Genomic DNA, 20338 nt, shown 5'->3' with positions numbered 1-20338 from the left:
CTACCGGTTGAACCCGGCCAGCAGGGCGTCCAGCACGCTGCGCACGGCGGGGACCATGCCTCGCCTGGAGGGGTAGATCGCGTGCAGGCTGCCGCTGGGTGATGGGCAGTCGGGCAGGATTTGCACCAGGCGGCCCTGCAGCAGATCGTCCTGAACCAGGCTTGTCGGTAACTGCGCGACACCTATTCCCTTCAAGGTTGCTTCCAGTAGCGTCTCCAGGTCATCGGTGGCCAACCTTGGCTGGTGGGTCAGCACCACGGGGTGCGGTGCCTGGAAATGCCACTGATATTTATCGTTGGTGTTAGCCATGGCCAATGTTGGCATCGGCGCCAGGTCTTCCAACTGAGTAAGTGTTGCATGCTGTGCCAACAGCGCCGGGCTCGCGACCAGGATTCGCTGGGCGCTCTGCAGGGGTAGCAAGGTCAGCTCGGAGTCATCCAGTGGCAGCAGGCGTACGCGCAGGGCGATGTCCAGTCCTTCCTCGATGACATCGACGCGCCGGTTGGTCGCGTCGAGCATGAGCCTCACCGCGGGATTGTCCACCAGGTACTGGGCCAGGATGGCCCTGGCACCCATCTGCAAGACACCCAATGGACAACTGATCCGCACCACGCCCTGCGGCGATGCTCGCGTCTGGTCGATGGCCGTTTTCGCCGCCCGGGCTTCCTCCACCAGGGCCACGCAGTGCTGGTGAAACAGGCGGCCGGCGTCGGTCAGGGAGACTCGGCGCGAATTGCGATTGAGCAGGCGCACGCCCAATTCCGCTTCGAGTGCACTGACGCGACGGCTGAGCTTTGAGGTTTGCAGCCCCAGCACTTTCGCCGCCGCGGTAAACCCACCGTGATCCACCACCTTGGCGAACAGGTACATATTGTTCAAATCGGTCAAATGGTCCATTGCCGGTCTCGCGTTGGCCTTATCGTTCTATTTTCTACAAGGTAGCGTTGCTTTTACAGCGGTTCTTCTTTGTTCGTTTCAAATTTATGCTCTTTTGCGCGGCAATCGGCCGCTTTTTCAGGAGCTGAAATGTTAGAGCATCGATTCAAGGCCGATCTCGGTGGCGGCGACTATGGCTGGCTCAAGGCCCGTCATCATTTCAAGGTAACGGCCGACGGCAACCCCGCGCACCGTCCGCTAGGGGCGCTGGTGGTCTGGAACGACGACGAGATTGCGCCGGGTAGCGGTTTCCCGATGCATGGTCATGAAAGCATGGAGATCGTTTCCTACGTGCTGGAAGGCGCGGTGAGTCATCGCGACAGTCAGGGCGGGCAAGGCCGTACCGAGGCCGGTGACGTGCAGGTGATGAGTGCCGGGACTGGCATTCGACATGCAGAGCGCAACGAGGGGATCGTGCCGTTAAGGTTGTTCCAGATCTGGTTGCGACCGCGGGAAAACGGTGGGTTGCCCAACTGGGGCATGCGGCCTTTTCCCAAGTCCGATCGGGCCGGTCAATGGGTCGTGTTGGCCAGTGGAATGCCTGACGATGAAAGCGCTCTGCCGATCCGCGCCAACGCCCGTGTGCTCGGGGCGACGCTCAAAGCCGGCCAGAGTCTGAGCCAATCTTGTTCGCGCACTGGCCAGGGCTATCTGGTGCCGGTGCTCGGCGCGGTGAACGTCAACGGCGAACGGGTCGAGGCGGGGGACGGGGTCGCCTTGAGCGAGGAGTCGATGCTCGTTGTCGAGGCTATCGACGATACCGAAGTCGTACTGGTCGAGGTGTTTTGAGCATGAAGACGATCATCAAGACTGGCGGGAACCCCGTTGGCCACTATCTGCTCCGTTGGTTGCTCTAAGCGTGTGCGTGAGTGATCCGCCTGGTGAAGAAATCAACGGCATGTTGCCGAGTCCCCACCGTCTGTAGTGTCGCTGCCGGGTCGAGCCCAAAGCGTTTTGCCGAACCTGTGACCAGGCTTTTTTGAAGATCGTTGAGCGCCGCAGTCGGCGATGGCTGCGCGAAGGTGGTTGCCGTCGGCGCCGGTATAGAGGGTAAATCGACGCGAGGTGTGCTCAGGGTGAGCAACTGATTGAGCGTCGGCGCATTTGCAATCCGCTTGCTGGTGAGCATGTCCTGCGCCGGGATGCCGATCCAGTCGCGCAAGGTCGCCAGAATACTGGTGTGATCGTAGGGGGCGTGTGGGTTGTCCGATCTGAAAACCGTGCCAGCCTGAATGTAGGGTGAGATCACTACTGCTGGCACACGTACGCCAAAGCGAGTGAAATCGAAGCCGCTACCATCGAGCGGACGGGCCTGGTCAGGTGGAACGGCGTTGAAGGGCGGGGTGACATGATCGAAACAACCGCCGTGCTCGTCGTAGGTGATGATCAGCAAGGTCTGGTTCCAACCCGCCGACGTACTGACGGCGTTCCAGATTGAATACAGAAAGGCTTCACCCGCTTGAACATCATGAGGGGGATGCTGGTCGTTAGGGTCGACCAGAAAGCTCGGCTCGATAAACGAATAGCGTGGTAACGAGTTGGTTTGACACGCATCCAGAAACGCGGAAAAACCTCTGAAGTGGGGGCCCAGCATGGGGTCCCATAATTTCGGGAACATCGTCCGGGTCAGCGAGGGAGTCAGGATGGTATTGCTGTAAACGCCCCAACTGCATCCGATCGATCCCAGGACGTTGAAGATGGTGCGGACATCCCAGGCGAATGGATCGGGAGGCGTGCCGTTGTCCACATTGCCATTGGACGTCCCGGTGTGCGCAAAGGCGCGGTTAGGCCAGGTCTGGCTGGGAACGGAGGCGAACCACGCATCGGAAACCGCATAGGCTCGGGCCAACTTGGCCAACACAGGCAGCTGCGCCGGGCTGTAACACTGCATGATCTGATCGGGGTTGGCGGTTTCCGTGGTGGCGTAGTTGTCGACAAAACCCATGGGGGGCGTATTGTCGGGGCTGACTGAACCGTCTCTGAATAACTGGTAGGTGACGTTGGCAAAGGTTTCTTGCGGATCGGGGTCGGGAACCTGAAAACCGCTGGCATTCTGCGTCACTGCAACCTGACGCGCCGGTGTGGCGTCCGAGCGCGGGTTGAACATACCGGGGCGCAGGCCGTCAAATTGAGGGGAACTGGTCACTGGCAAGACATGTGGTGGTGGGCTGTCATGCGGATAGAGCCAGCCAAGCATCGTATCCAGTGAGCGGTTTTCCAGCATGACAACGACGACATGTTCAATTTGATTCATGGTTTTCAGCGCCAGTGAACTGACCGGCAGTGGACTGCCAAGTTTATAGATGCAGGCAACTTGAAGCGCGGGCGGACAGTGTTGCGTGAGATAATTACTTGCCCGCACCGCTGCCGCTGCGTACGCCACCGCCAAGAGAATAATAAAAGGTACAACAAGCACCTTGGAGGGTATCTCCACGAGTAACACTAGCAACGAAAGTCGGCTCGTCCAGTCAATCATCACGGCACATTAGGCCGTTTTTGAATAGTCCCGATTTCGAACGGATAGCGGCTGTTTATTATCCTGAATCGCTTGCCGAGGTAGATTTCAACCGCCGTGTTGACGGTTTACGAGGCAGCGTCAGGCGTTAGACGTGTGTCAGGGTCTATACTGATTTTGTCCTTTTAATCCTAGAGCCTCCCTTGATCACTGCACAGTCCACCAGGCAGAACACGTGAAATATTCGACACTGACTGCAGTGCTGTTCTGTCTATTGCTCGGCACTGTGGTCAGAGCCGAGCAGTATCAGGTCGTTACTGAGGAGTGGGCACCGTACAACTACCAGGAGCACAATCAGCTCACTGGAATGGCCACGGAGATCGTTCGGGGCATAATGGCGCTGACCGGGGATAACTTCGAGGTGCTGCTGCTGCCCAGCATGCGAAGCATCCGCACGTTGAAGACCCGGCCCAAGACCATCATGTATTCCCTATTCCGCACGGCGGAGCGCGAACCGTTATACAAGTGGGTCGGACCGATCGTGGAAGAGTCCATCTACCCCTATCAGCTCGCCAATGCGCTGCAGCCGGTGAACGCCTTGGAGCAGCTACGGCACGCCCTGCGGATCACGACGAGACAGGCAGGCTTGATACCTGATGTTCTGCAAGCGCGGGGCTTCAACAACCTCGAAAAAGTTGCAACCGAGAGCCTGCAGCTCTATCGCATGCTGCTCGCCGGGCGCACCGAGATCATCGTCGGCGACACTGCTGCGGGGGTGGCTTACTACAGTCGCCAGTTGAACATCGCCCCCGGCACGTTACGACAGATTCCCATCGAGCTCTATCGCTCATCGCTGTACATTGCCTTCAGCCGCGACTGTGACGACAAACTGGTCGCCGCCTGGGCCAGCGCCCTGGAGCAACTGCGCCACTCAGGTGAACTGAAGCGCATCCAGGATCGCTACAATCAGCCCATCGGGCAATGAACGGGTGCGATCACGACCCAGATCGACGGCGTTTGGGGGCAGCGCAGTCAATTCTCCTCTGCCGTTGTGAGCTGTATCCGGCGCAGTCGGCCGGTCAGGGCCGCGATGCCATTCTCCGCGGTGGGCAGTAGGCGACCGGCTAACCCCATGCCTTCGCTCACCAGCACGGCACCGGGGATCAGACACAGGTTCGAAGGTGTATCCAGGCCGCGGGCAAGGACGCTGACTTGCGCTGTTTGCAGGTTGCAGCTGAGCAGTCGACCACTGAAACGCGCAAAGCCACCATGCAAGGGCTCTCCCGCCCAGTCAGCTGACAGTGGCTGTAACAGCCGATCGCAGAGTTCCAGCACCAACAGATTGCCGTCTGGGCACAGTGCCAAGCCCGTGGGGAGTTGCAGGCCGCGAAGCACAATGTCGATTTGCCCGGTGCCTGGCCAGACCCGTATGACCTGGCCCGCCTTGTCGGCAAAGTCGATGCCCTTGCGGGTTGGGGAGCGGTGCAACTCGCCGGAGAACAGGCTGATCAGCACGGCCTCGGTCGCGGGTTCGTACACCAGGGTCACGGGCACGGCGTCCTGGTCTTGCTCCAGGTTGGGCAGTTGGGCCAGGACCCGTTCACCCTGTTCGGCGGAGAACTCAACGAGTTGGTTGGTGTCGGGCTTGACCGCCAACCAGCTGCGTCGCGTCGGGTGGTAACACAGTGCATTCAAATTGCCGCGGCTGCTGAAGACCGGCTCGGGCGGAGAATACTGCAGATCCAGTATTTTCGAGCCCTCGACATAATCCGTCTGGCTGACCAGGTAGCGCCCTTCACCGCAGGCAATGTCCGAAAGACCCATGATTTCATCACGCAGCATGCGCGCCTGCAGGTTCATTGAGCGAAAGCCCTGCGCCAGAATGTCGGGGGGCTGGTAGCTCCCGGGTTGTTGCGGATCGGGGCGCCGCCGACTGATACGACCGCTGAAGGCCTGATCCGGCAGACCGGAGCCGGCTTCAACCAGCAGCAGGCTGCCATCGGCCTCGACACACAGGCCGCGAGGGTTCAGCAGGCCCTCGGCGACAAGGGTGCTGGGACGCAGGGTTTCGAGGGGGTGGGCGGGGATAGGAATGGCAACTGACATAGGCACTCTCCATGTTCAAACAGGCGCTGAGCAATCACGGCTTGGTGGTCTGGGTAGCCGGCTTGGCAGTCACTGATTCGAAAATTTGACTCTCCTGTGCAGCGCCGGGTGACGAGTTGCCACCCGGCGTCCTGCTGGAGGTGTGTTGTGGTTCAGAGGTGGTCGTAGTCACTCATGCTGAGCGGCAGGGGTGGGTAATTGCGCTTCACCAGGAACTGCGCCCAGAGTTCGAGCACGGCGCGGCGGCTTTGCGACATGTCGCGGGTGATGGGCATCGATAGCGTACTTTCCTCCTGGTACTTCTTGCTGATCAGCACAATCAGTTGGTCGATGGCGCCTTCGACGCGCTTCTGGGAGTTGAGTGGCATGAACTTGTTCATGATCGGGTACAGGTAATAGAAGGACTGCAGGACGCGCGGGTAGATGAAGTGGTCCCACAACTGCGCTGGGGCGTCCTTGTCCATGCGGATGGCGTTCCAGGTGTTGATAAAGTCCTGTTGCAGCTTCAGGTCCACCGGCAGGACCCGTATCGGGGCGAGGAAGTCGGTATAGGCTTCGGGGAGCGGGAAGCTGAAGGGGATGACTGGGGCCGTGTTGTCTTCCTGGACGAAAAAACGCAATGTCGGGAAGCCCGGAGCCAGGGCCCTGAAGCTCAACTGGGCAATGCCGTTGGCGTCGGTGGTGGTGGTGACATAGGAATAATCCACCTGACTGGCCTGGTCGTCGTCCAGTGTTCCGCTGACATAGATGGCCGCATCGAATGCCAGGCAGGGGCTCAGGTCGACCGCGATCGGTTTACTCGGGCCATGCAGGAACTGCTGATAACCGATCGGGTTTCCAACCGGCTGAGCGTTTTGCAGAGCGGTCAGCCGACGGCCGCTGCCTGTGCTCCGGTAGTTCGACACGGGGGGCGTGTCAGTGAATTGCGGCAGATTGGGCTGGTTCTTGTTGCGGTCTGCCGGGTCGTCGTAGAACAGCGTGAAGTTGGCCGCGTTACTGAATGCCAGGTAGTAGTCGCTGGTGGTCACCATGTAGGGGTTGCCATACTCCGCCACCCACAGTCGGGTGCCGACGGCTGGCTGGCCATTTTTCTGCACCATGATGTTCAGCGTCTTGTGGTCACCCACGTCGATGAAAGTGCCGCTTTCTATCACCTCGGCGGTCCATGTCTGCTGGGTGGCGGCGATCACGGGGGCGCCCGGGGCCTGCTGTTGCAGCTCCAGCGGCCCTGACTGCAGCGTCGTCTTGGCCGCGTCGCTGAGGGGGAAGTCCAGCAGGCCGGAGCGTTTGTCGAAGGCGGCTTGTTGATACTGCTCGAAGCCGAAGTTGACCACTGGGGTGAATTGCCCATCCTGGCGTACGCCCAGTTGGTAGTTGCCCGCCTCGAATTTCTCGGCGGTCAGGATGGGGGCGTCGGGGACTATCGGATAGAACGGAAAAGTATTGGTCAGATCCAGCGACAAGGTGTTGTCGGTAATCTGCGCCGAGATCACGCCCAACTGAGTGCTTTTGGCGGCCACGCCTTTTTTAGAGAGGGACACGGGCTGGTCGGGTACCAGGCGTCGGCCGGCGGGGGCGGTGGGGTATTCGTCGGCGAACCAGAGGCCCAGGGTCGCGGCGGTGCGGCTATAGGCGGGGTTGAAGAAAATTTCGGCGACGTTGTCCAGGCCCAGTTTGTACAGCTCTTGCACATTCGCCATGTCCTTGGGGTCATGGGAACGGGTGTTGAGCCGCTGCGGGAAGTCGTTGAAAACACCGTTCCTGTCGTAGCAGGTCAGGTAGGTGGAGAACCTGAACATCAGGCCCTGCGCCCCTTGCTGCTTCATCTGCTGCTGAAGGTTGCGCAACAGGGATGAGTTGCCGATAACCCATTCCAGGTTTTCCTGGGGAAAGCAGGTCTGCCAGGTGGTGGTGACATACACGATGCCACCGAAGGCCCCCCAATTGAAATTCAGGAAACGGTCCATCATCCGGTACTGGCGATTGAGGGTCAGGCCGCATGTCGGATCCCCCAGCATCAGCTTGTCGAAATACAACGCGGTGAAAGTGTTCTGCCACGGGCTGATATCGACGAAACGCGCGGCAGTGGGGCCGGCGCTGCCAAAGGGATTGCCGAGCAACTGGTAGTTCTTGCCGATCAGCGGATCCTGGTCGATGTAGGTATTGGCCTGCAGCTCGCCGCCAATGATCACGGAGCGGGTATCCCCATGGCTCACGGTGCCGCAGGCATTGTCGCCGAACAGATCCCATTCGGCGGGCATGTACGGGTAGTTTCCCGGGTTGCCATTACTCGGTACCTGCAGCACATAAGCTGGTAGATCCTGCATCGCCAGGGGCGCGATGATCCAGGGCATCAGTTGGGTGGGGGCGTTCGTGGACGTGATGTCGAAATGGCTCATGAACGGCCAGTTGATGTCCATGTTGACCGCGTCATAAAGTGGAAAAATATCGTTGTTGTTGGCCGTCGGAGGGTTCCAGAACATATGGCCGTTGAGGTAGATGCGAGGGAAGTTCAATACGCTCATGTCATGCTCCTTAGCGTTGCCACTGGGCGCGTTTCAACGACCAGACAAAATCCAGTTTTTTGTAACCGGCGAAAGCCGAGTCCGGCAGCGGGGTTGTGGGGTAGAGAATGCCGCCATTTCCTCCCTGGGCGAAATTGAAGTAACCCTTGTTGTTCGAGTAGGCGGCGGTGCCATGGCAGGCCAGGCACGACGACGTGTTCTGGAAGGCCGATTCCAGCTGGGAGTTGGCCAGTACCTGGGTGATCGGTTGGAATTCGACCCCGACCAGTTCGTACTTCGACAGGGCGGGATAAGTGGCCTGGAAGCGGGTATTGATCGGTTGGGCGGCCGGTGTCGGTCCCGTGGTGTTGGTCATCGGCGTGGCCGGTACGGCATTGCTCACGGTGTACTTGCGGTTGTTGATGTTTTCGAAGCTGGTCCAGACCCAGTGGTCGCTCAGCTTGTTGACGACATGCAAGCCGCTCAATGCGGCATAGCCGACCTTGTATTGACCGTCTTGCGGGTAATAGGCCTGGGCAATGTAGTAGCCGTCTTTTTCCAGCGTCTGCTTGTAGGCCGTGTCTGTGCCAATCCATAGCCAGGAGGCTTTCAACTCCCAGGCGGTGGACGGGAACACCAGGTTGTCCGGCAGGGAGGCCTGGCCATTCATGCTGTAGACCTGGCGTTGCACGATGTAATCGAAGGTGTCCTTGCCCATCAGCAGTTGAAACCGTACGGGATTGCCTTTTTGAGACGCGGGCACGGCACCGCCCATTTGCAGGATCAAGCCATCGACCTGCTGGGTGGCGTTGAGGTCATGGAATGCTCGGGACGGGTCCATTCCCTGCACCTTGGCTTGCTGGAGCACGCCCGGCGGTATCACGCGGCTGTCATAGGGGGCAGGTGGGGCGCCATTGGCCAGGTAGACCTGGTCTGAGGGCTTCATTGTCTCCCACATCAGATTGCTGCTCTTCACGGTGCTGGGCTGGTTCAAACAGACGAACCAGTTCCAGGCCATGGTCTCGGGACTCTGGTTGAATGCTGCCCGGGTCTTGTCGATGTCTCCTCCAAATTTCAGGAAGTTGCTACAGTCGAAGTTGTTGGCGTTCTCGGCCTGGGCCAAACCGGCCAAGGCACTCAGAACTGTTATAGAAATGGCTCGCCGCATGGAAGCTCCTTGGCATTGGCCGGGTCGGTGTGTGGGTGCCCCAGGAAGTGTTCCAGGAGCAGTTGCTTCACTTCCGTGGCCGCAAGACGCTGAGGCAACGGCAGATCGCAATTGGTGATGAGTAGCGGGCCGGTGTTTTCGCTTTCGGGCAGTCGGCCATGGCTGCCGCGGACCAGGCGGGTATCCAGCGGAATCAGGTCCATGTAGTAGCGAAAGCCGAGCTTTTTTTGCAGCAGGCGGCGCGCCACTTTCAATGTGGGGAAACGGATGGCCGGGTCGATGAACAGCTCCAGCGGGTCGTAGCCGGGCTTGCGATGGATATCCACGGTGCGGGCAAAGTCGGGGGCCTTGCGGTCGTCGAACCAGTAGTAGTAATCGAACCAGTGACCTGTTGCGGCCACGGTCACCAGTTCGCCGCTGCGGGGATGATCCAGTTGCCAGGCCCGTTGTTCTGCTTTATCCAGCACCTGCTCGATGCCGGGCTGGCGCTGCAACAGCGCTTTGACCCGAGGTATGTCTTGCACCTGCTTCACGTAGACATGCGCGATCTGATGATCGACCACGGCAAAGGCCGCACTGGCACCGGGATCGAGTAATTCCCAGGTCAGCGATTGGCGCACCTGCAACCAACCTTCCGAGCGCAATAAGCGGTTGATGGATACAGATTGCTGAACGGCTTCGATCCCGTATTCGGACAGCAGCATCACCGCCGCGCCTTGCGCTTGGGCAAAGGTCAGCAGACGCCCCACTTCACTGTCGATGGCCCGTACCTCGTCGGCAATCGACGGATGATCGGGGCCCAGGCGCTGCAGGCTGTAGTCGAGATGGGGCAGGTAGACCAACTGCAGGTCGGGCCGATCGAGCTGGAACTCGGCCATGGCGCAGTCGACGATCCAGCGGCTCGAGGCGATACCGGCCGCCGGGCCCCAGAAGCTCGGAAAGGGGAACTTGCCTATCTGCTGCTCGATACGCTCGTGCAACGATGCCGGTGCCGAATACAGACCGAACATTTTGCGGCCATCGGCCGGATAGTGAGGGCGTGGGGTGATGGCGGCATCCACGTCCGCATACATGTTGTACCACCAGAACAATTGGCTGCAGCGAAACCCGGGGAGCTGGCGCTTGAGTGCCTGCCAGACTTTTTCACCCTGGATCAGTGCGTTGGGTTGCAGCCAGAAACGGACTTCGGCCTGATCGCGAAAGTACCAGCCATTGCCGACGATGCCGTGCTCCGACGGTGGTAGACCGGTGAGGATCGAGGCCTGCACCGTCGAGGTGACGGCCGGAAACACCGGTTGCAGGCTGGCCATTTTCGCTGTTTTCAACAGGGCATTGATGTGCGGCGTCGCCGCTCCCAGCAGCGCCGGTGTCAGCCCCACCACGTTGATCAGCAACAGCGGTTGACGCGGGTGATCAGAGGGCATCGGCGTACGCCTCGCGTGTTTGCGGACTCAGCAAATGCCGCTGCCGCAGTTGCTCTTCGACCCAGTGCAGTTCCGCGGCGATTCCCTGGAGTTGGGCGTGCTCGGTGGTGGGCCGCAGTTGGGCGGGCAGGACGCCCCAACTGTAGGTTTCCACTTCCAGCACGGGGCGGAAATCCGCATGGTCTGCCAGAAAGTCGAAGGTCTGCGCCAGGGCGATCTGACTGCCGCTGAGTTCGGGCAACAGCAAATGTTCGCTGAACAGCGGAATGTGGAAATGAATCCTCAGTTCGGGGATTTGCCCCGGGCTCTTTGCGCAATCGTCGAGGGCGTCGGGAAGGTCCGCCCAAGCCCATAACCGATCCTGCGCATCACGAGCTTTCACTTGATGCAGGTAGGTGGTTTCGGCAAAGTCGCTCAATGTCTGGAGGACGTGTTCGCGCCGGTTGTCGTCTTGAGAGGGCAGGCGACAAATCAAGGCGTTGGACAGCTGAATCTTGCCGACGGGTACTCGCGCCTGATGCAGCCTGTCCAGCGACTGATAGCAATCTTCGAACATCACGGCCTGATGGCAGACATCGAAGCACAGCGCCAGATGTTCATGGTGCGGGTCCGTACCTTGCCAGTGCTGGAAAAAAGCGATGGCCTGGTCAGTGTTTTCCAGTACACAGTCCGGCTCCATCTCCAGGCATAACACGATCTTCTTGCCGGTTTCCTGATGCAGCCTGGCCAGGGACCGGGTCAGTTGGCGCAGCTGCCGCTCCGCGACGTGCTGCAGTGCCGGACTCCAATGCGCGGCGTAGCCTAGCGGTACGCTGGAAATCACTCCCTGGGCAGAGTCCGGCGGCAGCGCGGCCGCTAACAGTTGTGCCAGTTGCAGGCTGTATTCCAGACGTTGTGGGTCGGCCCAGTGAGGGTGATAGACCTCGGCTTTGACCGCGCCCTCATGGAACTGGCCGTAGGGAAAACCGTTGAGCGAGGTCAGGCGCAAGCCACTGCGTTGCAAGCACTTGAGGAATGCCTGGCGTGCCGTTACCTGCTGCAATTGGGCCGCCGCCTTGGCGCTGATCCACAATCCGCTGTCCTGCTCGTTGAGTCCGCGCAACTGGCGCACGCCCTGGAAGTGCGTCTCGATCGAGGCGCACAATCCGGCCAGCTCGGGGGTGGGGTGCACGTTGCTGCAATAGCCGATCTGGCTGGGCGTCCATTCCCTGAGCTGGCTCATTTGACCACCGGTTCCTGACCGCGCAGGGCCGAGTTCTCCTGCCATTGGCGACGCTGATCGATGGGTAGCGGGGTGCTGACCAGCGTCTTGTCCAATTGCCCGCTCTGGGCGAAGAAATTCACCGGGTTGTGGAACAGCACCTGTTCGACCTGCGCTTCGCTGAAGCCGGCTGCCAGCATCGCCTGACCGGTTTTCGGCACCTTGAGCGGATCGCTGATGCCCCAGTCGGCGGCGCTGTTGACCACCATCTTCTCGGTGCCGTACTCCTGCAACAGGGCGACCATGCGCTGTTCCGACATTTTGGTGTTGGGATAGATGGAGTGACCACGCCAGCAGTCGCTATCCAGCACCAGGGGCAGGGTCAGCTCGTTGAGGTGATCGATGATCACCAGGTGCTCAGCGATGCCGACTTCGCGAATCACGGCCAGGGTGCGTTTGGTGCCACCGATCTTGTCGCGGTGCGGGGTGTGCACCAGTACCGGCAGATTGAATTGTTTGGCCAATTCCAGCTGAGCGGCGAGGAAACGGTCTTCTTCCGGGGTGATATCGTCGTAGCCGATCTCGCCGACCGCGACGACGCCGTCTTTCACCAGATAGCGCGGCAGAATCTCCAGCACCTCATTGGCCACCGACAGGTCATTGGCCTCTTTGGGGTTGAGGCCGATGGTGCAGAAGTGATGGATACCGAACATGCTGGCGCGAAAACGCTCCCAGCCCAGCAGGGTGTCGAAGTAATCAATGAAGCTGCCGACGCTGGTTCTGGCCTGGCCTTGCCAGAACGCCGGCTCGATGACCCCGGTGATACCGGCGGCCGCCATGTTCTGGTAGTCATCGGTGGTTCGGCTGACCATATGAATGTGCGGGTCGAAGTACTTGAGCATGGTGATTCCTCGTCGAGGGGAGGGGGAGCCGTTGAGCATCAGTTCGGTGAGGGGCTGGCGGGCGTGGGCAGGTGCGCATACCATTCCGGTGGCAAGCGTTGCGCCTGGCTCAGGTCGACCAGACGCTGGTATTGCGTCGGGCTGAGCAGGTCGAAGGCAATCACTTGGGGCAGCCCGGCGGACACTGTCCGTTCGGCCGCCAGCTGTTCGTCGAGCAGGTCCAGTGCCAACTGGTTGAGGGGCACGCTGTGGCGTTGTGTCAGACCGACCAGGCGCCGGATGTCGAGTCCCATGCCCAATGCTTTCAGCACTAGCTGGTGGAACGCCCGTTCGTGGTAATGGCGTGCCGGGTAGTGGGTGTCCAGGGCGAGGGCGGCAAACACCTGGCTGTTGCTGGTACGTCCGGCCTGCAACGCCAGGTCAACGCAGAGTCCGCGGCTATCGAGCCAGTCCAGGGCTTTCAAGGTGGCGATCTTTTCCTGGTCGTCGCCCCACAGAAACAGCTGGCGTAGCAAAGGCCGTTGCCCGGCGGCGGGTTGTTGCTCCACTACCTGAGCCAGCAGCAACGCCCGCGCCAGCTGGATCTTGCTCCAACCGGCACTGCCGGACGTTGCCTGCTCGTTGAGGCTGCGCTTGCACTGGCTGCTCAAGAGCGCCGAAGTATGGGCATCCGGGTGTTGGGCGAGCCTCTCTTGTGCCAGGCGCCACCACTGCTGCTCGGTGTGATCGAGCTGTTGGGTGAAGGCCTGGCGTTGTTCGGCGAGGCGGTCGTGCCTCATGACAAGGGCTGCCGATAGTGCTGCGGTGACGTCCATGTTCATGTCGGTTTGACCCAGCGCTGGAAGTGTGGAAGCAGGAAAAACACCAGGACGCATAACAGGCTGCCCAGTGGTTGGTTGGCCACGGCCAGAACCAGCGCATCGAACAGCGGCAGGGCCGCCAGGCCAGCACCGATAAAGGCGCGGACCTGCCGTTGCCGCGGGTTGGCCAGGTGTTGCCAGTAGTGCCAGCCGAGCCAGCCGAGCCAGAGCAGCAGCACCGGCCAGAACCAGTCGTTATCGGCATAGACTGCCAGGGCCAGCGGGCTCAGCATGAGGATCAGCGGGAGACGGCTGAGCAACTGGTTGCGATGCTCCTGCCGGGCCAGGTAGGTCAGGCCGCTGATATAGACGCCCAGCAAGATTGCGCACAGCCAGATCGGTTCCGGTGGCACCGCCAGGCTGGCCGCCGCGGTAAGGTAGAGGGCCGAGCGGCAGGCCCCCATCAGCCAGACGCTGTGGGCGTATTTCTTGTGCAGCAGGTTGTAGCCGAGGATGCAGCTCACCAGCAGGGTCGCGCTGACCAGCAGCCAGTGCGGCTGGTCGATCAGCCGACTCAGGCCGAGCACCGCGGCGGCGGCCAGCGTCAGCAGCAGCGCCGTGGCCAGCCCCACCTGTTGGCGGCTGACCAGTCCCAGGGTGATGGGGCGAGGGTTGTGGTGTTGCAGGTCCCAGTCGGCGTCCAACAGGTCGTTCAACAGCATACCGGCCAGGTACAGCGCCGACAGCGTCGCCAGCAGCAGGATCCACATCAGCGCCGAGGGCGGCGCCAGGGCCTCGGCACTGCTGGACAGCAGGGCGGCGGCCAGGGTATTGGTCCACACCGTGGGCAGGTTTGACACCCGGCCCAGGGTCATCCAGGTTTTCAGGTTTGGCAATGTGGGGTTCATGGCGCGCAACCCTCGCTCAACCCGGGCAGCGGGTCGGAGTGGCTCGACAGGCGCAGCAGTGCCTGCTCCATCAGGGCGCTATCTATTTCATGCAGATCCATCGATTCGCCGATCCGCTTGAGCATGGGGATAGAGAGTTGCCCGCCCAGGTGCTGGCGGAACTCCTCCAGTCCAAGCATGACCTGTGAACGCCCCTGTGTATCTTTCAACATCAGTTCCGGCGGGCACAGGCAGAAACCGAGCTTGAGCAGCAGGCGAAGTACTCGGTCGGTGTCGGCATGGCTCAACAGGCCCTTGGCGTTGGCATAGAGTCCGTCCAGGGCCATGCCCACCGCCACGGCTTCGCCGTGGCGCAGTCTGTGGCGACTGAGATTTTCCAGTTTGTGTGCGGCCCAGTGCCCGTAATCCAGTGGCCGTCCGTTACCGCGTTCGAATGGGTCGCCGGCACCGGTGATGTGCTCCAGGTGCAGTTCGGCGCAGCGGCGAATGGCATAGCGGCTGGCGGGGTGCTCGAAGCGGGCCAGGGCGTCGGCCTGCTGCTCTATCCATTGGAAAAACGCCCGGTCCTTGATCAGCGCCACCTTGACCGCCTCGGCCAGCCCGGCAATCTGATCGCGACGGGTCAGGCTGGTCAGCAGTTGGAAATCGTTGAGCACCGCGGTGGCGGGGTAAAAGGCTCCCAACAGGTTCTTTTGGCCGAAAGCATTGATGCCGTTTTTCACACCAATACCCGCATCGTTCTGTGCCAGTACCGTGCTCGGGATGCGGATCAGGCGAATGCCGCGGTGGAAAGTCGCGCAGGCATAACCCACCGCGTCCAGCACCGCGCCGCCGCCCAGGGCCAGCACATAGCAATGCCGGTCCAATCCATGGTGCAGCATGTCGGCGTACACCTGCTGCAGCACCTGTGGATCCTTGCTCAGTTCGCCGGCTGGAACTGCAATCGGCGCGGCCAGCAAATGCAGATCGGCAGCGTGGCAGGCAAAGTAGGCATCGATCTGTTTCAGCAGCTGTGGAGCGCTTTGCAACAGTTGTTCATCAGCGAACACCAACACGCTCACCGCAGCGCTGTGCTGTGTTGTCAGTTGCCGGTGCAGGCAGGGATTTTTCGGATCGAACAGGTGATCGGTGAACACCACCGGGTAGTCGTAGCTCACCTTGAAGCGCCCGCGCAGGGGCTGCTCCGTGTCTTGTTGACGGTCGCTCCTGGACAGGCGGCGAGCGATAAACAAGCTCGGCAAGACCATGCTGGCGAGGAGAGTCACCAGCAGTGCAATCAGCAGAAGCCCCAGGTTGAGTTTCTGGATGGGCGTCGAAGGCAGGTACGGGGCGAGAGGCGTCAGGAAGTCCTGGAACAGTTGTCCGAACAACAGGAGGCTGGCGATCACCAGGCCCGAGAAGCAAAGCAGTGACAGCCAAAAATTTTTAGTTGGCCCTCTTTGCAAGAACGCATAATACCCATGGCTGCGCTTCATCAAGCATCCCTCTTGATTGTAATGACTGAATCCGTGTCAGTAATCAAAAACAGCGGCTGGCTTGTTGTAATTAAATAGAATGCCTCCATCGAAAGTGACGGGTTTTTATGCGTGGTTAATCATGCTTTAAGAGCCCGTTGTGAGCCTAGACGGACACGGTGTTTTTGCAAGATGACGTGATGATAAGAGAAGGAGAGAGTGGCTTGGACAATCGGATGCACGATCTTCGTTATTTGGATTATTGCGTCTGGTTATATGGGGTTTGATAGTTGCCAAAGTGGCTCGGAGCAGCATCAGGGCTTTGAGACGCACTTTCCAAAGCCGGAGACGTGGTTCAAGGCGCCTCCACCAGGAGGCGCTTTCAAACTAAACTGGGTGAAAACGTTCTGAATTGTTCGACTCGGCAATTCATGAACAAACCTGCACCCCGTTAGATCGAGCTCTTGGCGGCATACAGTTTTTTGGCTTCAGCAAAACACTTTTCGGCGATGGCTGAGCGCGGTTCGGTTTTGCGCATCACCAGGCCCAGGGGCGCAAGTACGCTGGCATCCGGCAGGTTGATAAAAGCCAGGTTTTCGATCGGGTTCTCCAGACCACTGTCCAGCGGCATGATCGAACAGCAAAAACCTTCGTGGATCGCCTGGAACAATTGATACGTCGAATCGCTTTCGAGTATTGGCTGGGGGTCGAGGCCGCGACTGCGGAAGCTCAGGTCAATGGACTTTCGGTAGTGCATGCCATTGCTGATCATCCCCAAGGGCAGTTCGGCGGCGTCTTCCCAACTCATTTCCGTGCCTTCGAAATGGAAGTGGCGGGTGTCGTAAAGCAGGCCGACGCGGGTCTCGCCCAGTTCGAAAAACTCCAGGTAATTGGGGTTTACGTGGTCGAGATAACACACGCCCAGGTCCAGTCGATTAGTGCCCAATGCTTCGATGATCTGGTCCGAACTCATGGAGGACAAACTGAACTTGAGTTCCGGGAAGGTCTGGGACAGGCCCTGGATGTAGCTGATCGGATTGAAGCCGCTGAGCGGCACCAGGCCCAGGCGCAAGTTGCCGACCAACTGACCGCGACAGGCAGCGGCTTCGGCGAATAATCCGTCATGGGCGGCGAGCAAGGTTCTGGCCCAGGCCAGCACGCGTTCACCGGCCTGGGTGAACCCTTCGAAGCGCTGGCCTCGAGTGACCAGTTCCAGGCCCAGTTCATCCTCAAGATTGCGCAAGCGCATGGACAGCGTCGGCTGGGTAATGTGGCAGCGCGCGGCAGCCTGCCCGAAGTGTCGAGTCTGCTCCAGCGCGATCAGGAATTTGAGTTGCTTGATGTCCACGATGGCACCTGCTGAGGAGTGAAAGAGGTCAGTATTGACACCGGTGTCCCGAGCACGTGGATTGTTTTGGCAATCCTGGTCCGAGCCTTTGAAGCAACGCCGTGGGCGCTATTCGATGGACGCCGATGGCCGGTCTGCCCGTGGAAGTACCGAGCAGGGGCTGGATGAAATGTCAGATGAGCAGGCCAGTGTCATGATTAAAACGCGGTGAATGGGGTGAACAGACGATCTCATTGTCCGCTCTGTGTGTCCAATCACAAGCGTTGAATGGGTGATCGATTGACTCAATCAGCGGAGCAATGGGGGGAGGAAAAATCATTGATAGAGGCACTCGATAACCCGGTCAGCCGTAACGATTAGACAGTCATCGTTTGGGCGCCTTAGCCTCTGGCAATTGTTTTGATGATGGCCTGCCGGAGAATGACATGAGCGTGAAATCGGATGCATTGTTTGTACCCTTGAATATTGCAGTATTGACCGTCAGTGATACCCGGGAATATGCCAACGACAGCTCTGGGCAATTGCTCGTCAGTCGGTTGCTGGAAGCGGGGCACAGCCTGGGTGAGCGCAACCTGCTCAAAGATGATCTGTATAAAATCCGCGCCCAGGTCGCGGCCTGGATCGCCGACGAGCAGATTCAGGTGGTGTTGATTACCGGGGGCACCGGCTTCACAGGTCGCGACAGCACGCCCGAGGCGGTGAGCTGTTTGCTGGATAAGCAAATCGATGGTTTTGGTGAGTTGTTCCGGGCGATTTCCATTCTCGATATCGGCACGTCCACGGTACAGAGTCGTGCCTTGGCCGGGCTGGCCAACGGTACGCTGGTGTGCTGCTTGCCAGGTTCGACCGGTGCCTGCCGGACCGCGTGGGAAGGCATCCTCGCCGAGCAACTGGATGCGCGCCACAGGCCGTGCAATTTCGTGCCACACCTCAAGTCGGTACCCCTCTGCGGGACGCGCTCAATGATCATTCCCCGGTCGACGGCTTTGCACATGTCATAGATCGTCAGCGCTGCCACGCTCGCCGCCAGTTCTCACGGTTGCTCGGGTCTTTATCCGTGACGTCGACCATGTTGGCCCCGCCTTCGGCGTCCAGGTGCGTCAGGGTTGTTCGAATGCGTTCATGGTGGTCCTCGGATCAGTTCAGTACAAAGTCGACGGGCTGGAGTACAGGAGGCAGTTCTGTGGCGCCGGTGGCATCCAGTACTTCACGTTCGATGTTGCGCACGATGGCATTGGTCGGCAGGTCGTTTTCGTCGTGGCCAAAAGGGTCCTCCAGTTCGTCGCCAATCGCGTCCAAGCCGAAAAACGTGTAACTCACGATCGCGGTGAAAACGGGCGTCAGCCAACCCAGTGGCTCGGCCATTGCGAAGGGCAGCAAGATGCAGAACATGTAACTCGTTCGGTGCAACAAGAGTGTGTAGGGGAAGGGCAGCGGCGTGCTTTTGATTCGCTCGCAAATCGTCTGTGTGGTGGTCAGGTTGCTCAAGTGTTTGGCCATCAACATATAACGCCATTCACTGAGGTCGGCTGATTCGGCGAGTGTCGAGCACTGTTGGCTGACTCGGCGCAGAATACTTTCCGGGATATTCGGTGCGTTGAAAGAGGGCAAACTGTCCAGCCAGGGCTCGGCCACGCTCAGTTCGTCTTCTTGGCGAAGCTTGGCGTTAAGCGCATGGGCGAATCCGCAGAGGTTGCGCAAGATCTTGCTGCGTTGTCGGGGGTCCTTGATGACTTGGGTTTCCCGAATCATCCCGCGTATATCCATCACCATCGCCCCGAGCGCCTTGCGCCCTTCGTACCAGCGGTCGTAACAGGCGTTGTTGCGAAAACTCATGAAGATCGAGAGCGACAAGCCCAGCAGCGTGAAGGGCGTGGCATTGACCTTCGAGAAGTACGCCGGGTGGAGGGTTTCGACCAGCACAATCGCCGAGGCCAGTAGTGTCACCAGCAGGCTTCGCAACGCAATCCGTTTGGCCACAGAACCCTTGAGTGAAATCAACACATTGATCAGGTTGGGTTTGGCTCTGACGATCATGGAAAACAACCTTATGCATAATAATGAGACCGGGCAGGTTATCCGCCGGTCATGTTCATGAAACGGACAACTTGCACCTCGTCATTGAGTTCGAAGTTGTGTCGGTACGGCTTGATTTTCATCGCTTCGGTAATCGCCTGCTCCAACCGCTGCGGCTCGCCTGGGTAGCGGCGAAGCACGTCCTTCAAGTCGAGGGAATGCTCATTGCCCAGGCACAGCAGGAGGCGGCCCTCAACGGTCAGCCGAACGCGATTGCATGTCCCGCAGAAGTTATGGCTATGGGGCGAGATGAATCCCAGGCGAATGTGTGGCGCCTCCGCCAGGCGCCAATAGCGCGAAGGGCCCTGGGTCGATTCCGCGGAGTCGATAAGGGTGTAGCGTTCGGCAATTCGTTCACGCACTTGCGCGCTGGAATAGAACGTTTCAGCACGGCTGTGCTCGCGGATGACACCCAGCGGCATCTCTTCGATGAAGGCAATGTCCAAGCCGCGATCAATTGCGAATGCCACGAGGTCGTTAATCTCATGATCGTTGCGGTCTTTCATGACGACGCAGTTGAGTTTGGTGTGTTGAAAACCGGCGGCATTGGCGGCGTCGATGCCGGCGATGACCTTGACCAGATCACCGCTGCGCGTCAGTTCGCGGAAACGCTCGGCGTCGAGGCTGTCGAGGCTGATATTCAGGCGCTTGAGCCCCGCATCAAACAGCGGTACCGCCAATTTGCCGAGCTGCGAACCGTTGGTGGTCATGCATAACTCGCGTAGACCTGGCAGCGCCGCGATGCGCTTGCAAAGGTCGACCACGCCTGGGCGAATCAACGGCTCGCCACCGGTCAGACGGATCTTTCGAGTGCCCAGGGCGACAAAGCGCTCAGCCAATTGATAGAGCTCTTCCAGCGTCAGGATGCGTTGGCGCGGCAAGAACTCCATGTCTTCGGCCATGCAATAAACACAACGGAAATCGCACCGGTCGGTGACCGACATTCTGAGGTAGTCGACCCGGCGAGAAAAACGGTCCATCAATATACGATCGGTCATCACAGCCTCCAGCGGCGGGCAGGTCCACTGTTATATAAGGGCCTTATTGAATCAAGGC

The 20338-nt window shown here is 59.7% G+C and carries 16 protein-coding genes and 2 pseudogenes; 3 read left to right on the top strand and 15 right to left on the bottom strand.

Translation table 11 applies throughout. The annotated features are described in order from the left end of the window. The gene (locus AC07VG_RS20630; RefSeq protein ID WP_495021777.1) at positions 1 to 897 is read right to left on the bottom strand and encodes a LysR substrate-binding domain-containing protein; all 897 of its coding nucleotides are present in this window, start codon (positions 895 to 897) and stop codon (positions 1 to 3) included. A gap of 129 nt (positions 898 to 1026) precedes the next feature. Here AC07VG_RS20630 and AC07VG_RS20625 point away from each other — a divergent pair, with 129 nt between their 5' ends. Further along, positions 1027 to 1725 (top strand): pirin family protein, encoded by a 699-nt coding sequence (locus tag AC07VG_RS20625; RefSeq protein ID WP_495001966.1) that lies wholly within the window; start codon positions 1027 to 1029, stop codon positions 1723 to 1725. Positions 1726 to 1789: 64 nt separating this feature from the next. On the opposite strand, the gene AC07VG_RS20620 is transcribed toward AC07VG_RS20625, so the two are convergent. Beyond that, complete coding sequence (locus tag AC07VG_RS20620; protein WP_495021776.1) at positions 1790 to 3412, bottom strand: alkaline phosphatase family protein; 1623 nt, start codon at positions 3410 to 3412, stop codon at positions 1790 to 1792. A gap of 214 nt (positions 3413 to 3626) precedes the next feature. Between AC07VG_RS20620 and AC07VG_RS20615 the strand changes: the two genes are divergently transcribed. Continuing rightward, the gene (locus AC07VG_RS20615; RefSeq protein ID WP_495001964.1) at positions 3627 to 4376 is read left to right on the top strand and encodes a substrate-binding periplasmic protein; all 750 of its coding nucleotides are present in this window, start codon (positions 3627 to 3629) and stop codon (positions 4374 to 4376) included. 47 nt (positions 4377 to 4423) lie between these two features. Here the strand turns inward: AC07VG_RS20615 and AC07VG_RS20610 are convergent, their stop codons facing one another. The 10 genes from AC07VG_RS20610 to AC07VG_RS20565 form a co-directional block, all read right to left on the bottom strand. Then, on the bottom strand, positions 4424 to 5497 hold the full coding sequence (locus tag AC07VG_RS20610) for a hypothetical protein (protein WP_495001963.1): 1074 nt from the start codon (positions 5495 to 5497) through the stop codon (positions 4424 to 4426). Positions 5498 to 5649: 152 nt separating this feature from the next. After that, on the bottom strand, positions 5650 to 8022 hold the full coding sequence (locus tag AC07VG_RS20605; protein WP_495001962.1) for a hypothetical protein: 2373 nt from the start codon (positions 8020 to 8022) through the stop codon (positions 5650 to 5652). Positions 8023 to 8032: 10 nt separating this feature from the next. Then, the gene (locus AC07VG_RS20600; protein ID WP_495001961.1) at positions 8033 to 9169 is read right to left on the bottom strand and encodes a hypothetical protein; all 1137 of its coding nucleotides are present in this window, start codon (positions 9167 to 9169) and stop codon (positions 8033 to 8035) included. Next, on the bottom strand, positions 9148 to 10593 hold the full coding sequence (locus AC07VG_RS20595; RefSeq protein WP_495001960.1) for an alkaline phosphatase family protein: 1446 nt from the start codon (positions 10591 to 10593) through the stop codon (positions 9148 to 9150). Before AC07VG_RS20595 ends, AC07VG_RS20600 begins: the two co-directional genes overlap by 22 nt. Next, complete coding sequence (gene eboE / locus AC07VG_RS20590) at positions 10583 to 11815, bottom strand: metabolite traffic protein EboE (RefSeq protein WP_495001959.1); 1233 nt, start codon at positions 11813 to 11815, stop codon at positions 10583 to 10585. The genes AC07VG_RS20595 and eboE overlap by 11 nt, the downstream gene beginning before the upstream one ends. Next, complete coding sequence (locus tag AC07VG_RS20585; RefSeq protein WP_495001958.1) at positions 11812 to 12696, bottom strand: TatD family hydrolase; 885 nt, start codon at positions 12694 to 12696, stop codon at positions 11812 to 11814. Before AC07VG_RS20585 ends, eboE begins: the two co-directional genes overlap by 4 nt. Positions 12697 to 12734: 38 nt before the next feature. After that, positions 12735 to 13517, bottom strand: coding sequence for an EboA domain-containing protein (locus AC07VG_RS20580; RefSeq protein WP_495001957.1), 783 nt, complete (start codon positions 13515 to 13517; stop codon positions 12735 to 12737). Further along, positions 13514 to 14404, bottom strand: a complete 891-nt coding sequence (locus AC07VG_RS20575; protein ID WP_495001956.1) for a UbiA family prenyltransferase — start codon at positions 14402 to 14404, stop codon at positions 13514 to 13516. Before AC07VG_RS20575 ends, AC07VG_RS20580 begins: the two co-directional genes overlap by 4 nt. After that, on the bottom strand, positions 14401 to 15879 hold the full coding sequence (locus tag AC07VG_RS20570; protein WP_495001955.1) for a 3-dehydroquinate synthase: 1479 nt from the start codon (positions 15877 to 15879) through the stop codon (positions 14401 to 14403). Before AC07VG_RS20570 ends, AC07VG_RS20575 begins: the two co-directional genes overlap by 4 nt. Positions 15880 to 16309: 430 nt before the next feature. After that, on the bottom strand, positions 16310 to 17206 hold the full coding sequence (locus AC07VG_RS20565; protein WP_495001954.1) for a LysR family transcriptional regulator: 897 nt from the start codon (positions 17204 to 17206) through the stop codon (positions 16310 to 16312). Positions 17207 to 17631: 425 nt separating this feature from the next. On the opposite strand from AC07VG_RS20565, the pseudogene moaB reads away from it, so the two are divergent. After that, a pseudogene (gene moaB, locus AC07VG_RS20560) lies at positions 17632 to 18165 on the top strand (molybdenum cofactor biosynthesis protein B); the annotation flags it as partial. On the opposite strand, the pseudogene AC07VG_RS20555 reads toward moaB, so the two are convergent. The 3 genes and pseudogenes from AC07VG_RS20555 to moaA all read right to left on the bottom strand — a co-directional run. Beyond that, positions 18159 to 18233 (bottom strand): annotated as a pseudogene (locus AC07VG_RS20555) (cyclic pyranopterin monophosphate synthase MoaC); the annotation flags it as partial. The pseudogenes moaB and AC07VG_RS20555 sit on opposite strands and share 7 nt — an antisense overlap. Positions 18234 to 18343: 110 nt before the next feature. Beyond that, positions 18344 to 19243: a bestrophin family protein gene (locus tag AC07VG_RS20550; RefSeq protein WP_495021775.1), complete on the bottom strand. Its 900-nt coding sequence runs from the start codon at positions 19241 to 19243 to the stop codon at positions 18344 to 18346. Positions 19244 to 19281: 38 nt separating this feature from the next. Continuing rightward, a complete protein-coding gene (moaA, locus tag AC07VG_RS20545) occupies positions 19282 to 20280 on the bottom strand; it encodes a GTP 3',8-cyclase MoaA (RefSeq protein WP_495001952.1) in 999 nt (332 codons plus the stop codon). Between the last annotated feature and the right edge of the window lie 58 nt (positions 20281 to 20338).

It is taken from the genome of Pseudomonas sp. GW821-FHT03C07 (genome assembly GCF_059420925.1).
The sequence above is the reverse complement of the archived record's forward strand: the minus strand, read 5'-3'. Positions and strand labels throughout refer to the sequence as shown.